Below are 17628 nucleotides of genomic sequence, written 5' to 3'. Positions count from 1 at the left end.
GGGCCCGCCGGGCCGCCGCCGAGTACGCGGCCGTGATCGCCAGCGTCGGCCTCGACGCGGGCGAGGCGATCCGCATCGTACAGGCGGCTCTGACGTCCGGCGCGGCGGCACCGGCCTCGTCATGACCGCGACCCGGCCGCAGAGGTCACGTCGCCAGACACACGACACCGACGTGGCGGTCGATCAGGCGGCGTCCGAGCCGCCGCATCGGCTGCCGGCGGCTCCGCCTGCTTCGGCCTGCATCGCTGGACGGAGGGAGTCACCGGCGGTACCCGCCTGCCCGACTCCCCACCGTGAACCGCGGCCCCTGTTTCTCCGCGCGATCAAGCGAAGAGGCTCGCATACCCGGCGGCGCCCATTCATGGCAATCGAGAAAACATCTGTTCCTTTCGCAAAGGGGTATCAGTGCGATTAAGTCTGCGATCAATCCTGACATTGTTCATCGCCACGGCGACAGCGGCCACCGTGACGGCGGGCGCGCCCACGTCGGCCGGGGCCCGGATCGGCACCCCGGAGCCAGCGGTGGCCCAAGCCGGGCAGACGACTCCGGTCTGGGGCGAATGCCCGCCGGCGGCGCCCGACGGCATCCCGCGTGACCCGCGCCAGCGGTGCGCGACGTTGCGGGTGCCGCTGGACTACCGCGCCCCGCGCGGGCGGAGCATCGAGATCGCGATCTCCCGGATCGGCACGGCGCGACCCGGGTCGCGCCGCGGGATCCTGCTGTCCAACCCGGGCGGCCCGGGCGATAGCGGTCTGGACCTGCCCAGTCGGCTGGCGGCCGTTCTGTCGTCGGAGGTCCTGGACCGCTACGACCTGATCGGCTTCGATCCGCGAGGGGTCGGCCACAGCACCCCGGTCACCTGCGGCCTCGATCCCACGAGGTTGTTCACACTGCGGCTGCCCTACCCGGCGCCGGACGGCGGCATCGAGCGCAACCTCGCCTTCGCGCGGGACACCGCAGCCGCCTGCGCCGAGCACTCCGGCGACCTGCTTCCGTTCATCACCACGGCCAACGCGGCCCGGGACATGGACCGTATCCGAGCCGCGCTCGGCGAGCCGGGACTGTCCTACTTCGGCACCTCCTACGGCACCTACCTGGGAGCCGTCTACCTGTCGCTGTTCCCGGGACGCGGTGACCGGATCGTGCTGGACAGCGCCGTCGACCCGGGCCTGGTGTGGCGGGACATGTTGCGGGGCTGGAACCAGGCGGTCGCGACGCGCCTGCCCGACCTGCTCGCCTTCGCAGCCGAGCGGGACGCCGTCTACCACCTCGGCGCGACACCGGAGGAGGTGCGGCGCACCTACGACCGGCTGACCTCGGCCCTTGACCGGCAGCCCCTGCCGATCCCGGGTGGCTCCGTGTTCGACGGCAACGCCCTGCGCGAGAGCACCCGAGTGGGGCTTTACTTCGACGGCTTCTTCCCGCTCATGGCCGAGCTCTGGCAGGAGATCGCGGCCGCCGTCTCAGGACCCACCGTGAACACCGCGGACCCCGTGGACCCTGCCGTCCTGGCTCGGCTGAATCGGCTGATCTCCGCCACTGGGGCCACCCGTGGCGGGACGGCGCAGACACCGGCGGACAACCGCATCGCCGCTCTCTACGCGGTGTTCTGCGATGACGTCGCCTGGCCGCGCAATGTGGCGTTGCACGCCCGGCAGGTCGCGGCCGACCGGCGGGCGTGGCCGGCGATGGCGGGCATGCCCTCGAACCTCTGGCCGTGCGCGGCCTGGCCCACCCGGCCCGTGGAGCCGCCGGTGACGGTCACCGGTCACGGTCCGCGCAACGTGCTGATCCTGCAGAACACCCGCGATTCGGTCACGCCCCTGGTGAGCGCGCGCGGCCTGCGCGCCGTGCTTGGACGGCGGGCCGTCATGATCACGGTCGACCAGGGCGGTCACGGCGTCGCCGGGCTGGGCAGCTGCGCCGACGAGGCGATGAACTCCTTTCTCGCCACCGGGGTACTGCCCGAGCGGGACCGCTTCTGCCCGGCTCCGCCACCGGCCGACGCCAACACCCGCTCCACGCCCTTGCCGTACATACCTTCCGCGGGGCCGCTGTAGGGCCGTCGCCTGTGGACCGCCGTGCGCCGGTAGATCGGATTCCGATTCGGTGAGAACCGGTGCACGCGCACTTTCCGCCTCATCTCCTTGATCTCGGCCCTGGCGGCGAAGGCCCGCTCGGAGCCGGTGACGACGATGCAGCCGACACCGGGGTCGCGGTCGAGCGCGGTGGCGGCGCACAGATCGGCCGCGCGCCGACCAAGCTCGGCGGCCACCCGCTGGAGCGGTCGGCGCCGGCGGTCGGCCCGAGATCCTTGGCCATGAGAGCGGCGGCGAATCCCGGCCGGTAGTCGCGGTTGGCGGGGCCGGCCGGAACAGGCCCGGGGACCGGGCAGTTGGCGGTCAGCGCCCAGCACCGCCCGTAGGCCGTCGAGACCACGTCGGACAGTGCCTGGTGGGCCAGGCCAAGACGCTCGCCCAGGACGAACCCTCACTGACGGTGATCATCGAGGCGCCGAGGATCATGTTGTTGCAGATCTTCGCGGCCTGGCTGGCACCCGGGTCACCGCAGCGCACGACCTTGCGGCCCATGGCCGACAGCAACAGTGAGACGGCCGCGAAGTCGGTTTCGGGGATGGACCTGCAATGGAACCGGAACGCACGCCAAGGCCCTCGGGTGCCACCGAAAGGCGGCGGAAACGGGCCACGTCCGCCGGAGATCGCACGTCAGGTCGTGGGGGTGGAAGCCGGGGTTTCGGCTGTGGACGGCCGTGCCCGGCGTGAGGCCGGATTGGCTCCCGCGGCGGCTCCACTGCGCTGAGCTGGTCAGACGTCAATCCAGGAACCGGACAGGACACAGGTTTTGTCCGGTCAGCGTCCCGGCGCGGCCCGTTTCCGCCGTATTCCGGTGGCACCCCTAGGAGACCGCGGGCATCGGGTGTCGGCCGCCTGCTCACCCGGGCTGACCAGCCGCAGCAGCACCCGCTTGGCCTGGTCGGCCTGCTCGGGAGACAGGTGCGTGTAAACCTGCTCGGCGGTGGCGGTGATCGCCCCGTGCACTCCGCCGGCCCGTTCGTAGCCTTCCAGGGTCAGCAGAGTGCCACGGCGGCGTCGCCAGGTCTCCAGCAGCGCGTGTGACATCAGCGGCAGCCCACCGGCCTCTCCCGCCACGTCCTCGATGATCCGGTCGGTCAGGGCGCGTTCCACGATCAGCCCGGGTGAAGGCGGTGAAGGTGCCGGCGTGCTCACGCATCGGGTGGGCACCGGGAGTGAGCGTCACGACGGCCGGCACAGGTTCGCCCAGGGCACCGTACCGGGCGGCGAGGATCGGGCCGACGCGTAGCAGTGAGGACTTGCCGCTGCCCGACGGGCCGAACACCGCGGCCAGACGCCGCCGCTCCAGCATTCCTGTCACCTGGTCCAGCAACCGTTGCCTGCCGAAGAAGCGGTCACGGTCGCCGACGTCGTAGTGCCTCAGCCCCTGGTACGGTGCGGTCCGCTCCTCCTCACCGGCGGTGGGGGAGGCGTGTTCTTCGGCCGCCTGCCGCCAGCGCGTCCGCCAGTCGGCCACGTCTCCGCCACAGGCGCGTACGTAGGCCTCCACCACAGGCCAGGACGCCAGCCGCTGCCCGGACGCCGCCCGCGACAGCACGCTGACCGAATATCCCGCCCGGTCGGCCATTTCCCGGTAGGTGGGACCACCCGCCTCCTGCCGCAGTTTACGGAGCTCGTAGGCGAAACGTTGGACCACCCCCGCGGTGGGATCCAGGGGAGTCTCACTCCGGCCCATCCAGTGCTCCCTCCGCCTCGGCGCCGAGAGGTCGACCGAGCCGTCAAATTAACTCAGGCCGAGAAACAGCGGCAACCGTGGCGCGCCTTCACCGGATCGGCTGCGTGGTTTCGGGTGCGCCCGTCAGAGAATTGCGGCCTGCGCCGATCGGATTCTTTTTGTTGCGCACCGGGGCCTGACCTGCGCAACAACCTCTCCGGCGGCTACCTATGGTCGAGAAAGGAAAAGACACGTCTTCCGAAGAACGAGCTGGAGGCTTTCTTGCGCCTCGACGAGTGCGGCGGGCAGCCAACGACTTCCACGGTGAACGCCGAGCCCGTTTTCCGTGACCACGAACCATCCGCCGGCCGTTTCGTCCGGCGCCGGGAAACGGTCGGCGGACGGCCTCCCGCGGTCATCCTCGGCGACCACGAAGAGGCGTCCCACGCCGTCGTGCGCCGGATCGGTCTCGGGGCGTTGCACCTGTCATGGCTTTCGTTCCCGCCGTCGCAGGTCTGGCGCGCCGACACACTGATCCGCCGCTCGGCCCCCGGGACGTACTGCCTCTCGCTGCCCCTGCGCGGAGCCGAGCAGCTGGATCTGGGGAGTCGGCAGGTGATCGCGGGCCCGGGGGACCTGCTGTTCCACGACACCACCCAGCCCTTCCACATCCACCTGCTGGCCGACGTGACCGGTGGTGCCGAGATCGTGATCCTGTACATCCCCAAGGTACTGATGCCCTTGCCCGCCGACTCTCTGGTACGGCTCGCCGGTCGAAACCTGCCCTGCTCGGCCGGGGTCGGCGCCCTGCTGCGCCGGCACATCCTTGAGCTGGCCCGGCACACCTCCAGTTGCAGCGCGGCCGACGCCACCCGGCTGTCCATGATCACCCTGGACCTGGTCGCCGCGACCTGCGCTCACATCCTCGAAGCAGGCTCCTTCCCGAAGACCGAGTCGCCCCGTCAGATGTTGCGGGCACACATCCACGCGTTCATCCAGCGGTATCTGAGCGACCCGGAGCTGTGCCCCGCGGGCATCGCCGCGGCACACCAGATCTCCGTTCGTTACCTGCACCGGCTTTTTCAGGATCAGGGGCTGAGTGTGGCCGCCTGGATCCGCTCATGCCGCCTGGAACGCTGCCGCCATGACCTGGCCGACCCCGCTCTGCGGCTCCGGCCCGTCCACGCCATCGCCGCTCGCTGGGGATTCGCCAACAACGCGCACTTCAGTCGTCTTTTTCGCGCCGCCTACGAGATCTCTCCGATCGATTACCGTCACCGCATCCACCTCATCGGACAACAGGAACCGGAAACGCCCTCCCGGTCGTCATACGACATGCTCAAGCCGTGGGGAGGCCGACCCGGCGTCGATGTCCCGGCGACCTCGAAACCGCCGAGGAGCCGCGGAATCCGCGCCACCTGACCTTTTGAAAGGACTCGGCGTCAGATCGGGTTGTCCGTCGCTTCCGGTCGGTCGGGCTGGAAGATCTCCTCGATGGTCAGGCCGAAGACGTCGGCGATGGTGAAGGCCAGGGGCAGGCTGGGGTCGTACCGCTCGGTCTCGATGGCGTTGATGGCCTGCCGGGAGACCTCGCACCGGTCGGCCAGGTCGGCCTGGCTCCATCGGCGGGCCGCACGCAGTTCGCGCAGTCGGTTCTTCATGGTGGGCCGTCACCGGTTCAGGCGGGTGCGCAGGTCCGCGATCAGCAGCCATGTCGCCACACCGCCGAGAAGGATCACCTGCGCGAGCTGCTGGAGCCGTACGACACCCGCGGCGTCGAGCAGGGTGGCCACCTGCAGTGCCACGAGGACCGCGGCGAACGCGACGGCCATGCTCTCCAGCTGGATCCTGCGCAGGTATTCGTCCGCGCGCCGGAACGCACGCAGCAGCACCCAGGCGATCGCGAGGGTGAACACGATGGTGGTCGCGATCCACCAGGCCTTCTGGGCGGTGCTCTGGTCGGGGTTGCTGCCGAGGGCCAGGGCGATCACCCCCAAAGTGGACACGGGTATGCCGTCGATGAGTACGGCGCGCCGGGCCGCACGTGTCAGCTGGTCCTGCTGTATCTGGTTTGCCATAGAACGAATGTAAAGCACACCTTCCATGAAGTAAAGCGTCCATGACCTTATGGAAGGTGTGCTTTACATTTCGACGTCCCCAGACCCTCCGGGAGATGGTCTTGGCCATCCGTTCCGACGGCCACCACGGTGTTCTCCGGCCCGCGCTCCGAACCGCCGAGGGTGCTTCCGAGGAAAACGAGGACCGGGTGGGCGCTCCGCGCGGAGGAGGACTCAGAGGGCGGCCAGGCCAAGGGCGGCCGTGACCGCGCTGAGCACCAGCAGGACCAGGGAGGGCAGGCTACCCTTGGCGGCGTCACGGGCCTTGACGTGGGTGGCGACGGCGCCGGCCATGAGGAGCGCCAGGCCGATCGCCGCCGCCACGCCGAGGGCTCCGACCCACAGCCCGGCGATCAGGCCGACGGCCCCGATGATCTCCAGCGCGCCGATGGCGCGCATGAACCCGGCGGACACGCCGAGTCTGCCGAGCTGGGCGGCCATCTCCTCCTTGCCGGAGGCCTTCGGGAAGCCGGCTCCGGCGAAGGCGAGGGCCAGCAGGACGGACAGGACGGCGGTGGCGATGAACATGGCCGCGATCTCCTCACGGAAATTACTTCAATGATTGAACTGTTTTCTATCAGAAGTTGTTTCTCGCATGGCGGCGGGGGGCCCACCAGGGCCAAAGGGTCTCGCCACGTCAAGGACGAACGGCTTCCAGGCAGCGATGACACCGCCCGACGGTGCCGGGCGAACCGTGGAGGCGGGCCCCTCCGGGGCTCAGTTCCGGGTGCCGGGTCCGGTCGCCGACTGGGCCGTGCGCAGCAGCGAGAGCAACTCGGTCCGCTGGCCGGCGTCGAGCACCGAGATGATCGGCGCGTTTTCGAACAGGCGGGCCAGGAGGCGGTCCCTGAGCTGGTGTCCACGGCTTGTGAGGAGAAGCCGCTTGGCCCTGCGGTCCTCGGGGTCCGGTTCCCGGCGTAGGAAGCCGCTCCGTTCGAGGGAGTCGGCGATCGCGGTCACGTGGGACGGCTCGCAGCGCAGATGTGCGGCCACCCCTCCCATGCGCTGGGGCTCCTGGAGGTGGATCAGTGTTTGGGCCTGCGGAACGGTGAGCCCGACATGGGCGGCGGTCTCCTCGAAGTTCACGCGCAGGGCCGCCGCCACGGCGAACAGACGCTCCACGATCTCCTGGCCCTCCGGGTCCGGCCACTCGATTCGGATATCCGCCACGCCCTGAACTATTTCACGCCCGGCGTGGTTCCCGGGCGGCGAGGTGGTTCGGGGGCGCGTTCAGTCGTGTGGGGGAAGGTGCCCGAGCTGGTGGTCGGCGGCGTTGAGTGCCTCGTCCACCAGACGCCGCAGGTGTCCGTGACGCAGAGCGTAGATCACGCGGCGGCCCTCCTTTCGGGTGGTGACCAGGTCGGCCAGGCGAAGGCGGGCCAGGTGCTGGCTGACCGCCGGGCGGGCGAGGTCGCAGGCGGCGGTGAGCGTCGTCACGTCCGCCTCGCCTTCTGACAGCCGCCGCAGCAGGGCCAGGCGGGTGCGGTCGGCCAGCAGGGACAGGATGTCGGCGGCGACGGCCAGACGTTCGCCCTGGTCACGCTCTTGCGAGTCATGCGCACCTGATAGGTGCATGCGTGCGCTCATCTGCACATAATGAGGGATGGGCGGTCCGCCGTCCAACCGGCTCACCCCGATTCGCACAGACTGGAGCTGTCGTGAGCGATCACACCACCCCCCACGAGCCGCACCACCATCCCCACGGCCACGGCCACGGCCACGGACATGGGCATGGGCATGGGCATGGGCATGGCGGGAGTCGTGGACTGCTTGCCCGCGCCAGGCACGCCTTCATCCCGCACAGTCACGACAGCGCCGACAAAACCGACGTGGCGCTGGAGTCCAGCACCCGTGGCATGCGTGTGCTGGCGATCTCCTTCGCCGTGCTCATGGTGACCGCGCTGGTCCAGGCGGTGATCGTGGCGGCCTCGGGGTCGGTGGCGCTGCTGGGCGACACCCTGCACAACGTCGCCGACGCGCTGACCGCCGTCCCGCTGGCGATCGCCTTCTCGCTGGGACGGCGGGCGGCCACGCGCCGGTTCACCTACGGGTACGGCCGGGCGGAGGACCTGGCCGGGATCGTCATCGTGATCCTGATCGCCGCCTCGGCGGGCATGGCCGCCTATGAGGCGATCAGGCGCCTGATCGTCCCCGAGAACGTCCAGGCGCTCGGCTGGGTGGCCGTCGCGGGCGTGGTCGGTTTCCTCGGCAACGAGTGGGTGGCCCGTTACCGGATCAGGGTCGGCCGTGAGATCGGCTCGGCCGCCCTGGTGGCCGACGGCCTGCACGCCCGTACCGACGGCTTCACCTCCCTGGCCGTCCTCCTCGGCGCGGGCGGCGCCGCGCTCGGCTGGCCGCTCGCCGACCCGGTCGTCGGCCTGCTGATCACAGTGGGGATCTGCTTCGTGCTGAGGGACGCGGCCCGGGAGGTCTACCACCGGCTGATGGACGCGGTCGATCCCTCCCTGGTCGAACAGGCCGAGCAGATCGTCGCCCGGGTCGCGGGTGTGAAGCGTGTCGGCTCGATACGGCTGCGCTGGATCGGGCACGCGTTGCGCGCGGAGGTCGACATCGTGGTCGGTCACGAACTGTCGCTGGTGCGGGCGCACGCGGTGGCGGTCGAGGCCGAACACCACCTCATCCACGAGCTGCCCCGGTTGCGGGCGGCCACCGTGCACACCGATCCCGACGGGCCGGAGGGCACCGACCACCACGCGGTCCTCGCGGCGCACACCTGACCGCGGGGACACCGATGGTCGGTGCCGTTCCCCCACACCTCAGGGCTCGACGAGGCCGACCACGAACGCGTAGTCGTCCAGGGCGAACTGGGTGATGCCGGTGATGCGCAGGGCCTGCACCCGGACGGTGTAGGTCCCGGGGCCCAGCGAGGGGGAGAAGCGCTCAAGGGCGTGCGCCTCCTCGGCGCCGCCGGGGGTGTCGAACCTGTAGTCCGTACTCGTGACCGGCTGCAGCTCGATGGTCGTTCCCGCGGAGTTGACCGCGACGACGCGCACGGAGCACCACGCGCTGGGGTCGCCGACGCAGAGAGACTCGGCGGTGAAGCGGGCGTCGACGAACCGGGTCGTCCCCGCGGGCACGGTGACGTTGACGGACGCCGTCGGGATGTTCCCCCAGGCCCCGACCGTCTGGGCGGTCCAGGGAGCGCTCTCCCCGGCGAAGAACTGCGCGCTGGTCTGCGTGCCGTTCTGGGAGCTGGGCACGGCGTTGGCGGCCGTGACCGTCAGCGCGAGGGCGCAGGACAGCGCCGTGGCGGCGACCACGGTCCTGATGGCTCTGGACAACGGGGGTTCCTCTCTGCTCGTACGGAGTTGTGCGCTTCGTGACGGGGCGTTGCCGGAACCACGCTGACGAGGCGCCGCGACCGGTGAAAGCCCGGCCGAATTATCCGTACAAGTCCGTACAGGAACCGGTAATGCGAACAGCGGGGTCCTGTTGCCCGTGGGACCTCCGTCTGGGAGAAAGGGGCATGCCCAGACTGCCGCTCCGGCGATCGATCGTCGCCGCCGTGGTCACCGGGGTCTGCGCCGCCGGCCTCGCCGGGTGCTCCTCCGTGACCACGACGCCCTCCAGGACACATGCGCCAGAGGACGGTCCGCGGGCGAGCACCGGAGGCCGGGCCGCTGTCCGATCCGCCGTCCGGACAGTGGCCTTCGGCAGGTCGCGGGGCAGGGACGTGGCCGTCACCGCCGGGGCCGACGGGCTGGTCAGGGTCCGGTGGCTGCCCGCCCTGGAACCCGCCGCGGGGCCGCTGCCCGGCGACCGCGCCGCCGTCGCCGAGCTGGACGGCCGGTCGGTGGTCTTCACCGTCGGCGGGTACGGCGGGCGCCTGTGGGATCTGGACACCCGCAGGGAGCTGCTCCACGTTCCCGCACCTGTCTCCGCGTTCGCCTTCGGCGCCCTTCGGGGGGCTCCCGCACTGTTCACCGGCGACCGCCGGGGCCGGGTCCGGATCTGGGACCTGACCTCGGGCACGTCCGCCGGGAGCCTGGACACCGGAGCGGGCACGGCGATCACGGCACTGGCGTCGGCGCGGGTGCGCTCCCGGCCGATCCTCGTCGTCGCCGTCGACAACCACGGGGACGATCCCGGCCACGCGCAGCTGTGGGATCTCACCACACGTCACAGGACCGGTGCTGTCCTGCCCGCCAGGCAGGAGGCCGAGAGCTTCGACCGGTTCCAGGTGCTCACCCTCGACGGGCGGCCCACCCTCGTCACGGGCTCCGACTACGGCCTGAGACGGTGGGATCTCGAAAGGCGGCAGGAGCTCGGCCCGTCCGTCGAGAACCGGCAGGAGGACGCCCGGCTCTTCTCCTTCCCCTCGTTCACCGTGGCCCTGGACGGCCGGCGACCCGTCCTTGTCACGGGCCGGGTCGCCGGGGCTCCGATCCAGCTACGGGACCCCGCCGACGGTGCGGTCCTGGCGGAGATGGCCGTTCGACCCGGGACGGCGGTGACCGCGCTCGCGGCGGGCACGGTGAACGGCGACCAGGTACTGCTCAGCGGTGACGAGGACGGCACGGTCCGGCTGTGGGACCTGCGGACCCGCGGGCGGACCGATGGTCCGGCGCCCACCGGGGGCTCATGACCATTGTCAACACCACCCCGCCATGGCCGATAGTGTGCCATTTCGTGCCTTTTACCCTTATTCATCCTGTTGTCGCGATCCCGTTGCGCCGGTTCCTGCCGCCGGCGGCGCTGGCCGCAGGAGCGATGGTCCCCGACCTTCCCTACTTCGTCCCCTACGGGCTCACCGATGCGCTCGTTCCGGTCTCCGCGCCATGGTCCCCGCTGCGGGACGCCGGGCAGACCCACCGGATGGAGACGGGGTCGATGGTCTTCGACCTGGTCATGGCGCTGATCCTGGCCGGGGTGATCACGGTGTGCGCCACCCCGGTCCGTGCCCTGCTGCCCCAGGCGCTGGCCCGCAGGATGGGGCGCCGCGGCCGGGGACGGGCGGCGCACTGGGCATGGTGGCCGGTGGCCGCCGCCGTCGGAATCGCCACCCACCTGCTGTGGGACCGCTTGGTGGACGAGTGGCTGCTCGCCGCCGGGGACGTGGTGCTGATGGAGTCCGAGGGGGTGCACCTGGTCGGTTCACTGATCACCCTGACGGCGCTGGGCTCGGCCTGCTGGTGGCTGTGGCGCGGGCCGTTGAGCGAACCGGTGTCCCAGCCGGGCCTGGGAGTACGGCTGGCGCTGCCGGCGGCGATGGGAGTGCTGGCGGCCGGGCTGATCGTGACGGTGGGCGCCGGGCTGGTGGTGCGGTCGCTGGTGACGTTGGCGATCGACGCGGTCGTGCTGGTGCTGCTGGCCTACGCCGCCTTCCTTCGCCTGGCCCCGTCCCGGACGAGGAGCTGATCCACGGCCGCTCCCGGATCCGGCCGGACCGGCCTGGCCGGATCGGCGGTCTCAGTTGGAGAAACCTCCCTTGGGCCGGATGATCTCCAGATTGGTGCCGTCAGGATCGTTGAAGTAGGCGACCTGGGTGCCGAGTGCCGCGTCAGGAGTGACCTCGCCCGCGATGAACGTGTAGTCCTCGCCGAGGAAGTCGTACCCGGCCTCTTTCATACGCCTGTACACCGCGTCGAAGTCGTCGACCTTGAAGCACAGATGCATCGAGCCAGGACGGTTCGCCGCCCCGTTCGTCCGCTCCCCGACCGGGTCCTGGAACTGGATGAGGTCGATGCCGACGTTGTCGAGATTGAACGTGGCGTACCGCAGCTTCGCGACGGGCAGCCCCTGTGCCTCGCCGAAGGGCACACTGTGCATGGTCTCGTCCGCGACGACGGGCTCCCGTCCGGTGAGGGCCCTGTAGAACGCGATCGACGCGTCCAGGTCCGAGACCGAGATCCCAACGTGGGCGGCTCGGGTGAGGTTCATCGGAGCGCTGGAAACGGTCATGATCCCTACCCCCGTTCGCACTCTGCCTTCTCAGCGGTGGTGCTGATCAGCGCAGGTCGGGTCCCGAAAGAACCCGCCATGAAACGATTCCCCCGCAGGGGAGGACGCCCACTCCAGGGGGGTAAAGAGTGTTCCCGCCGTCGCCTTCCCGGCCGTCGGCGAGGTCCCGGCAGAAACCTGTATATGGCACTAAATCCGTTGAACGGGCGATATATGGACGATCATGATGCCCTCCATGGACCTCCTCTCCTCGCTGCCCGCCTTCGTCCTCGCCGTCGTGCTGATCTCCGCCTCACCGGGGCCCGCGATGGCGCTGATCCTGCGGCGCGCGGCCCTGCACGGCTTCTCCGGCGCGGTGCCCACGGTGCTGGGCCTGGAGGCGGGCCTGTACGCGTGGGCGCTGCTCGCCGCCACCGGGCTCACCGCCCTCGTCGCCGCCTCCGAGGTGGCCTACCTGATCCTGCGCGTGGTGGGCGGCGGCTTCCTGCTGTACCTCGGCTTCAGGGCCTGGCGTACGGCGTGGCGCGGTGCGCGGGCCGGGGAGACGGTGGCGGAGGAGCCTGGGCCCGGATCGTCGCCGTCCTGGTGGAAGGCGTTCGGTGAGGGGGCGGTCGTGATGCTGGCCAACCCGAAGATCGCCGCCTTCATGATCGCTTTCTATCCCCAGTTCGTACCCGCCGACCGGCCGCTGTTCGCCACGACCTCGTTGCTCGCCGCGGTCCAGGTGGCCATCGAGATCGTCCTGTACCTGGCACTGGCGGCCGTGGTCGGACGGGCCGGGGCGTGGTTTCGCCGCCCGGCGATCCGGCGCAGGCTGGAAGCGGTCAGCGGCACGGTCCTCGTCGCCCTGGGCCTGCGGATGGCCGTCGAGAGCCGCTGACACTCCGGCCTGAGCGGTTCGCCGACGCCGCTCTCGTCCACCGGACAACCCGCGAGTGCCGTACGGGGCCGTGACCTTCTACGACTGGGAGCGGGCCACGGCCTGGGCGAGGGAGGCGACATGCTCGGTGAGCGCCGTGACCAGGGCGGGCGGGTTCCTGACGGTGAAGGACCAGGGCAGACCGGTCAGGACGCGCGCCATGGCCTTCAGGTCCTCGGCCCCGCTGACCAGGAGAACCCCGCCTTCCGGGCAGGGGTACAGGTCGCCGAAGGGGGCGGGCAGCCGGTCGCGTGCGGTTTCAAGGTCGGTGTCCATCCACACCTCGGTGCGGTGGGTCCAGGCCCCGAGCGTCATCGTCCGCATGACGTGGTCGGTGGGGTCGAACCCCTCGGGAGGGGTGAACCGGGCGGGCAGTTCCGCGGCGGCGCCGATCCTGTCCAGGCGGTACATGCGGACGGCGTCGCGCAGGTGGTCGTGCCCGACCAGATACCAGCGGCGCCCGTGCACGACGAGCCCGTAGGGGTCCACCTCACGCGCGCCGCGGGTGTGCTCGATCCGTACGGTGTGACGCGCGTGGACGGCCGCGGCCAGCGTCAGGACCAGGTGCGGGTCCGGGGTCAGCGGGCCCGTCGTCGCGGAGGTCGAGGAGACCAGCGCGGTGACACGCCGGCGTAACGCGGCGGGCAGGACGCGGTTGAGCTTGACCAGCACCCGGTCGGCCGGGCCCGGCTCGCCCACCGGTTCGTGCCTGCCGGTGACCAGCGCGGCGGCGACGGCCACCGCCTCGTCGTCGGAGAGCATCAGGGGCGGCAGGCGCACGCCGTGCGCGAGCCGGTAGCCGCCGTAACGGCCGCGGACCGACTCGACGGGGATGTCCATGTCGCGCAGGGCCGTGACGTACCGGCGGACGGCACGTGCGTCGACGGCCAGGCGCCGGGCCAGTTCGTCGGCGGGCACCAGGCCGCGGTCCTGGAGGATCTCCAACAGCGCCAGGACACGGGTTGCCGGACGGGACATGAACCCGATCCTAATGAGGGCAGAAATCGTCCACAATCCGCCCTAGCGTTGTGCCACAGGAGATCGATCGAAAGGAGTCGACCAGGTGTCGACCATCGTTCTTGTCGGCGGTTCGTTCCTCGGCGCGTGGGCCTGGGAGCGGGTCACGCCGCTGCTGACCGCACACGGCCACCAGGTGCACCCGCTGACGCTCACCGGCTTCGGCGACCGCGCCCACCTGGGCTCGTCTGCCACGACGCTCACCACCCACGCCCGTGACATCACGGCCGCGATCGAGTACGCCGACCTGAGGGAGGTGGTGCTCGTGGCGCATTCCTACAGCGGAGCCCCGGCCACGATCGCCGCCAACGCGATCCCCGACCGGATCGCCCGGGTGGTCTACGTCGCCGCCTCCCTGCCCGAACCGGGCAGAAGCCTGTTCGACATCATCCCCGCCTCCACCGTCGAGGCCATCATGGAAACCGTCCAGGACGGGCGGATCTCCGTGATGAGCGACGAGATCATCGACGCCAACTTCGGCGACCACGGACTCACCGCCGAGGACTTCGCGTGGTTGCGTGCCCGCGGTGTCGGCCAGCCGGTCGGCACCCTCCAGGACCCGGCGCCGGACGACCTCGGCGCGGTGCGGAAACTGCCGCGTACCTACATCGTCTGCGCGGGTGACCCGGGCGACCCGCCGGACCTTCCGGACCACGACATGGTCGTCCTGGACTCCGGGCACTGGCCGATGATCACCAGGCCGGTCGAGCTGGCCCGGGTGTTGGACGAGACGGCCCGGTCATGACACGCCCCTTCCATGTGGAGGTTCCCCAGGCGAGCCTGGACGAGCTGACCGACCGCCTGGTCAGGACACGTTTCACCCGTTCCCTGCCCGGTGCCGGGCTCGGCGTGCCCGTCGAACGTGTGCGACGGCTGGTCGAGTACTGGCGTGACGGCTACGACTGGCGCCTCTGGGAGCGGCGGATCAACGCCCATCCGCAGTTCACGACCGAGATCGACGGTCTCGACGTGCACTTCCTGCACATCCGCTCGTCCCGGCCGGACGCCCTTCCGCTCATCCTCACCCACGGCTGGCCCATGTCGGTCGTGGAGTATCTGCCGCTGATCGAACGGCTGAGCGACGCCTTCCACCTGGTCGTCCCCTCGGTGCCCGGCTTCGGGTTCTCCGGCGCGCCGGGGGAGCCCGGCTGGGACCGCCGCCGGGTCGCCGCGGCGTGGGCGGAACTGATGCGGAGGCTCGGATACGAGCGCTACGGCGCGCACGGCAACGACGTCGGCCCCCTGGTCTCCATCGAGCTGGGACGCCTGGACCAGCCCCGCGTCGCCGGAGTGCACGTCACCCAGGTCTTCTCTCTGCCCTCCGGCGATCCGGCCGAGCGGGCCGCGCTGGGGCCGGACGACCAGGGGAGACTCGCCGCCCTGGAGCGCTTCATGGCCGGGGGAAGCGCCTATCTGACCCTTCAGGCCACCCGGCCGCAGACCCTCGCGCACGCGCTCGCCGACTCTCCGGCCGGGCAGCTGGCCTGGAACCTGCAGCTCTTCGGCGAAGGGGTGAGCGACGACTACATCCTCACCAACGCCACGATCCACTGGCTGACCGACAGCGCGGGCAGTTCGGCCCTGGTCGGCTATCACGGGCGCAGACCGCCCGCCGAGCGGTCGTCCTTCCCGCTGGGAGTGGCCTGCTTCGCCGACGACTTCTTCCCCTCGATCCGCCCGCTCGCCGAACGCGACCACGGCGCCGTCGTGCGCTGGAACGAGTACGCCAAGGGCGGCCACCACGCCGCGCAGGAGGAACCGCAGGTGCTCGCCGACGACATCCGCGCGTTCTTCGCCACCCACCGGTGACGGCGTCGCCGCGTTCGCGTGACGGTCCGATATGTGGTTGCCTCACGTCGCCGCGTCGTCTTACCGTGCCGAAGTGGATCTCTTCTCTCATACCTGGAGCGCGTTACGTACGGCGGTCGCCGACCTCCCCGACGAGGACTTCGCGCGGCCGTCCGGTTGCGCGGGCTGGCTCGTACGGGATCTGGTGTGCCACCTGATCATCGACGCCCAGGACGTCCTGATCACCCTCGTGACCCCCGTGGAATCGGAGCCGACCCGCGACGCGGTGACCTACTGGAACGTCGCCACGGAACCCCCGACCGGTGACGACCCGCTCGACGCGCTGATCGTGCGGCTGGCCGCCGCCTACCAGGAGCCCGAACTGCTCAAATTCCATCTCGACGACGTCGGCTCAGCCGCCGGCCGCGCCGCCGAGCTCGCCGACCCGGACCGGCGGGTCGGTACCCAGGGCCAGGTCCTCACCGCGGGCGACTACCTCTCCGCGTACGTGCTGGAGTGGACGCTGCACCACCTCGACCTGGTGGCGCACCTGCCGCACGTGGCGGGACCTCCCGCCGAGGGGCTCGCCCGGACCCGCGAGATGCTGGAGGAGATCGCCGGAGCCGCGTTCCCCGCCTCGTTCTCCGACGAGGACGCGCTGCTGGTCGGCACCGGGCGGCGTGTCCCGACCGACGGGGAGAAGGATGATCTGGGGGAACTGGCGGCGCGGCTCCCGTTCGTCCTGGGGTGACCGTAGGCCCGCGTCAGCCGGCGGTGGGGGAGCGGTGACGTCGTAGGGCCAGGACGATCAGCATCACCACGCAGGCCACGGCGACCACGGCGGCGAAGCACTGCACGGCGAAGAGAAGCCCGGAGACCGTGGCGAGGAAGCCGACCCCGATGACCGGCACCCCGACGCCGAGGTAGATGATCACGTAGAAGGTGGACAGCACGTCGGCGCGGTGTTCGGCGGGAGCCGCCTGGTTGACCGCGGTGATACCGCCGAGGAACGTGAGCCCCTGGCCGGTGCCGCCGGTCGCCGCCGCCAGGAGCAGCAGCGGCAGCGAGGACAGGCCACCGGCGAGGGCGAGCAGTACCAGTCCGGTGGCCAGGAGGGGCAGGCCGGCCAGTTCCAGGTCGCGGGCCTGCCTGCCGTACCCGAGAAGCTGGGCGAGCGCGGAGCACAGCAGCATCAGCGCCACCGCCGCACCGGCCAGGAACAGGTTCCCGCTGCCGGAGAGGATCGCGACATAGGTGGGGACGAGGGCGAGGGAGAGCCCCATCACGCTGAACGCGAGGAAGCTCGCCGTACCGCTGGTCACGAAGATGGAGCGCACCGCGGCGGGGATCTCGGGGAGGTGGGGCCCGCGCCGGATGCCCGAGGCCATGACCGGCAGCGCGGCCATCGTCACCGCCGCGGGAACCAGCAGCGCGATCTCCACCGCGAACGGCAGGACGTGCGGCGCGGGGGCGTACTGGGCGAGCAGCCCGGCCAGCACGGGGCCGAGGCCGAGCCCTCCGACGGTGGCCACGGTGGACACCAGCGCGGCCCTGCGGCGGTCGCCGTTCGGTTCGAGTTCCGTCAGCGTCGCGGTCAGCGGGCCCGAGGCCACGCCGAGCGCCACGCCCTGCAGGGCACGGGCGGCGAACAGCCATCCGGTGCTCGTGGCCAGGGCGAAGAGCAACGCTCCCAGCGCGGCGAGCGCCACCGCCGACAGCAGCACGGTGCGGCGGCCGAGCAGGTCGGACAGCGGACCGGCCAGCAGCAGGGAGGGAATCAACACGGCCACGTACGTGGCGAAGATCAATGTGACGACCAACGGGGAGAAGCCGAAGCCCGCCTGGTAGCCCCGATACAGGGGGGTCGGCAGGTTCGTTCCGGTCAGCAGGATGAGCAACGTGTACGCCGTACCCCAGAATCTCCATCGTCCTGCGAGGCCCGCGTCCTGCGGGGCGCGCCTTTCCCGGCGGGGGTCACGGCGCGGCGGACGGCCATGGCTCGCGGCGGTGAGTTGATCAAGAGACATCCGTTCCTCCACACCATCATGTTCGAATTTGCCGAACATAACACATGTTCGAGAATGCCGAACATGTCG

The 17628-nt window shown here is 70.7% G+C and carries 21 protein-coding genes and 1 pseudogene; 10 read left to right on the top strand and 12 right to left on the bottom strand.

Annotated elements, in window-relative coordinates; all coding sequences use genetic code 11:
- Positions 1-522: 522 nt before the first annotated feature.
- Positions 523-2061, top strand: coding sequence for an alpha/beta hydrolase (locus ACIBVQ_RS38120; protein WP_399183683.1), 1539 nt, complete (start codon positions 523-525; stop codon positions 2059-2061).
- 79 nt (positions 2062-2140) lie between these two features.
- On the opposite strand, the gene ACIBVQ_RS38115 is transcribed toward ACIBVQ_RS38120, so the two are convergent.
- Complete coding sequence (locus ACIBVQ_RS38115) at positions 2141-2440, bottom strand: hypothetical protein (RefSeq protein WP_399183681.1); 300 nt, start codon at positions 2438-2440, stop codon at positions 2141-2143.
- Between the two features lie 15 nt (positions 2441-2455).
- On the opposite strand from ACIBVQ_RS38115, the gene ACIBVQ_RS38110 reads away from it, so the two are divergent.
- On the top strand, positions 2456-2821 hold the full coding sequence (locus ACIBVQ_RS38110; protein WP_399183679.1) for a hypothetical protein: 366 nt from the start codon (positions 2456-2458) through the stop codon (positions 2819-2821).
- Positions 2822-2871: 50 nt separating this feature from the next.
- Here ACIBVQ_RS38110 and ACIBVQ_RS38105 read toward each other — a convergent pair whose 3' ends face one another.
- Entirely contained in the window at positions 2872-3207 is a 336-nt protein-coding gene (locus tag ACIBVQ_RS38105) for a hypothetical protein (RefSeq protein ID WP_399183677.1), read from the bottom strand.
- 73 nt (positions 3208-3280) lie between these two features.
- Positions 3281-3790, bottom strand: a pseudogene (locus tag ACIBVQ_RS38100) (helix-turn-helix domain-containing protein); the annotation flags it as partial.
- A gap of 261 nt (positions 3791-4051) precedes the next feature.
- On the opposite strand from ACIBVQ_RS38100, the gene ACIBVQ_RS38095 reads away from it, so the two are divergent.
- On the top strand, positions 4052-5191 hold the full coding sequence (locus ACIBVQ_RS38095; protein ID WP_399183675.1) for a helix-turn-helix domain-containing protein: 1140 nt from the start codon (positions 4052-4054) through the stop codon (positions 5189-5191).
- Positions 5192-5211: 20 nt separating this feature from the next.
- Here ACIBVQ_RS38095 and ACIBVQ_RS38090 read toward each other — a convergent pair whose 3' ends face one another.
- The 5 genes from ACIBVQ_RS38090 to ACIBVQ_RS38070 all read right to left on the bottom strand — a co-directional run bounded on the left by ACIBVQ_RS38090 (position 5212) and on the right by ACIBVQ_RS38070 (position 7473).
- On the bottom strand, positions 5212-5430 hold the full coding sequence (locus tag ACIBVQ_RS38090; RefSeq protein ID WP_399183673.1) for a helix-turn-helix transcriptional regulator: 219 nt from the start codon (positions 5428-5430) through the stop codon (positions 5212-5214).
- 9 nt (positions 5431-5439) lie between these two features.
- Positions 5440-5847, bottom strand: a complete 408-nt coding sequence (locus ACIBVQ_RS38085) for a hypothetical protein (protein ID WP_352012241.1) — start codon at positions 5845-5847, stop codon at positions 5440-5442.
- Between the two features lie 213 nt (positions 5848-6060).
- Entirely contained in the window at positions 6061-6414 is a 354-nt protein-coding gene (locus ACIBVQ_RS38080) for a DoxX family protein (RefSeq protein ID WP_399183671.1), read from the bottom strand.
- Positions 6415-6603: 189 nt separating this feature from the next.
- Positions 6604-7056: a MarR family transcriptional regulator gene (locus ACIBVQ_RS38075; RefSeq protein ID WP_352012243.1), complete on the bottom strand. Its 453-nt coding sequence runs from the start codon at positions 7054-7056 to the stop codon at positions 6604-6606.
- Between the two features lie 60 nt (positions 7057-7116).
- The gene (locus tag ACIBVQ_RS38070; protein WP_362913003.1) at positions 7117-7473 is read right to left on the bottom strand and encodes a metalloregulator ArsR/SmtB family transcription factor; all 357 of its coding nucleotides are present in this window, start codon (positions 7471-7473) and stop codon (positions 7117-7119) included.
- 71 nt (positions 7474-7544) lie between these two features.
- On the opposite strand from ACIBVQ_RS38070, the gene ACIBVQ_RS38065 reads away from it, so the two are divergent.
- A complete protein-coding gene (locus tag ACIBVQ_RS38065; RefSeq protein WP_399183668.1) occupies positions 7545-8624 on the top strand; it encodes a cation diffusion facilitator family transporter in 1080 nt (359 codons plus the stop codon).
- A gap of 39 nt (positions 8625-8663) precedes the next feature.
- Here ACIBVQ_RS38065 and ACIBVQ_RS38060 read toward each other — a convergent pair whose 3' ends face one another.
- On the bottom strand, positions 8664-9188 hold the full coding sequence (locus tag ACIBVQ_RS38060; protein WP_399183666.1) for a hypothetical protein: 525 nt from the start codon (positions 9186-9188) through the stop codon (positions 8664-8666).
- A 185-nt stretch (positions 9189-9373) separates the two neighbouring features.
- On the opposite strand from ACIBVQ_RS38060, the gene ACIBVQ_RS38055 reads away from it, so the two are divergent.
- Entirely contained in the window at positions 9374-10492 is a 1119-nt protein-coding gene (locus tag ACIBVQ_RS38055) for a WD40 repeat domain-containing protein (RefSeq protein WP_399183664.1), read from the top strand.
- A 44-nt stretch (positions 10493-10536) separates the two neighbouring features.
- Entirely contained in the window at positions 10537-11265 is a 729-nt protein-coding gene (locus ACIBVQ_RS38050; RefSeq protein WP_399183662.1) for a DUF4184 family protein, read from the top strand.
- Positions 11266-11316: 51 nt separating this feature from the next.
- On the opposite strand, the gene ACIBVQ_RS38045 is transcribed toward ACIBVQ_RS38050, so the two are convergent.
- On the bottom strand, positions 11317-11808 hold the full coding sequence (locus ACIBVQ_RS38045; protein ID WP_362913013.1) for a VOC family protein: 492 nt from the start codon (positions 11806-11808) through the stop codon (positions 11317-11319).
- A 235-nt stretch (positions 11809-12043) separates the two neighbouring features.
- Between ACIBVQ_RS38045 and ACIBVQ_RS38040 the strand changes: the two genes are divergently transcribed.
- Positions 12044-12688 carry a LysE family translocator gene (locus tag ACIBVQ_RS38040; RefSeq protein ID WP_399183660.1) on the top strand — a complete coding sequence of 215 codons (645 nt, stop codon included), beginning with the start codon at positions 12044-12046 and terminating at the stop codon, positions 12686-12688.
- Positions 12689-12766: 78 nt separating this feature from the next.
- Here ACIBVQ_RS38040 and ACIBVQ_RS38035 read toward each other — a convergent pair whose 3' ends face one another.
- Positions 12767-13705: a helix-turn-helix transcriptional regulator gene (locus ACIBVQ_RS38035; protein WP_386197097.1), complete on the bottom strand. Its 939-nt coding sequence runs from the start codon at positions 13703-13705 to the stop codon at positions 12767-12769.
- An 85-nt stretch (positions 13706-13790) separates the two neighbouring features.
- Between ACIBVQ_RS38035 and ACIBVQ_RS38030 the strand changes: the two genes are divergently transcribed.
- The 3 genes from ACIBVQ_RS38030 (at position 13791) to ACIBVQ_RS38020 (ending at position 16283) form a co-directional block, all read left to right on the top strand.
- On the top strand, positions 13791-14489 hold the full coding sequence (locus ACIBVQ_RS38030) for an alpha/beta fold hydrolase (RefSeq protein WP_399183658.1): 699 nt from the start codon (positions 13791-13793) through the stop codon (positions 14487-14489).
- Complete coding sequence (locus ACIBVQ_RS38025) at positions 14486-15553, top strand: epoxide hydrolase family protein (protein ID WP_399183656.1); 1068 nt, start codon at positions 14486-14488, stop codon at positions 15551-15553. Before ACIBVQ_RS38030 ends, ACIBVQ_RS38025 begins: the two co-directional genes overlap by 4 nt.
- Positions 15554-15626: 73 nt before the next feature.
- Complete coding sequence (locus ACIBVQ_RS38020) at positions 15627-16283, top strand: maleylpyruvate isomerase N-terminal domain-containing protein (RefSeq protein WP_399183654.1); 657 nt, start codon at positions 15627-15629, stop codon at positions 16281-16283.
- A 13-nt stretch (positions 16284-16296) separates the two neighbouring features.
- On the opposite strand, the gene ACIBVQ_RS38015 is transcribed toward ACIBVQ_RS38020, so the two are convergent.
- Positions 16297-17559 carry an MFS transporter gene (locus ACIBVQ_RS38015; RefSeq protein ID WP_399183652.1) on the bottom strand — a complete coding sequence of 421 codons (1263 nt, stop codon included), beginning with the start codon at positions 17557-17559 and terminating at the stop codon, positions 16297-16299.
- Positions 17560-17628: the final 69 nt, after the last annotated feature.

It is taken from the genome of Streptosporangium sp. NPDC049376 (assembly GCF_044466505.1).
Lineage (GTDB): Bacteria > Actinomycetota > Actinomycetes > Streptosporangiales > Streptosporangiaceae > Streptosporangium.
The sequence above is the reverse complement of the archived record's forward strand: the minus strand, read 5'-3'. Positions and strand labels throughout refer to the sequence as shown.

Excerpts from the sequence above, each read along its gene's own strand:
- ACIBVQ_RS38090 (WP_399183673.1), bottom strand. The coding sequence starts at position 5,430 with ATGAAGAACCGACTGCGCGAACTGCGTGCGGCCCGCCGATGGAGCCAG.
- ACIBVQ_RS38045 (WP_362913013.1), bottom strand. The coding sequence starts at position 11,808 with ATGACCGTTTCCAGCGCTCCGATGAACCTCACCCGAGCCGCCCACGTT.
- ACIBVQ_RS38085 (WP_352012241.1), bottom strand. The coding sequence starts at position 5,847 with ATGGCAAACCAGATACAGCAGGACCAGCTGACACGTGCGGCCCGGCGC.
- ACIBVQ_RS38025 (WP_399183656.1), top strand. The coding sequence starts at position 14,486 with ATGACACGCCCCTTCCATGTGGAGGTTCCCCAGGCGAGCCTGGACGAG.
- ACIBVQ_RS38070 (WP_362913003.1), bottom strand. The coding sequence starts at position 7,473 with ATGAGCGCACGCATGCACCTATCAGGTGCGCATGACTCGCAAGAGCGT.
- ACIBVQ_RS38080 (WP_399183671.1), bottom strand. The coding sequence starts at position 6,414 with ATGTTCATCGCCACCGCCGTCCTGTCCGTCCTGCTGGCCCTCGCCTTC.
- ACIBVQ_RS38040 (WP_399183660.1), top strand. The coding sequence starts at position 12,044 with ATGGACCTCCTCTCCTCGCTGCCCGCCTTCGTCCTCGCCGTCGTGCTG.
- ACIBVQ_RS38015 (WP_399183652.1), bottom strand. The coding sequence starts at position 17,559 with ATGTCTCTTGATCAACTCACCGCCGCGAGCCATGGCCGTCCGCCGCGC.
- ACIBVQ_RS38055 (WP_399183664.1), top strand. The coding sequence starts at position 9,374 with ATGCCCAGACTGCCGCTCCGGCGATCGATCGTCGCCGCCGTGGTCACC.
- ACIBVQ_RS38035 (WP_386197097.1), bottom strand. The coding sequence starts at position 13,705 with ATGTCCCGTCCGGCAACCCGTGTCCTGGCGCTGTTGGAGATCCTCCAG.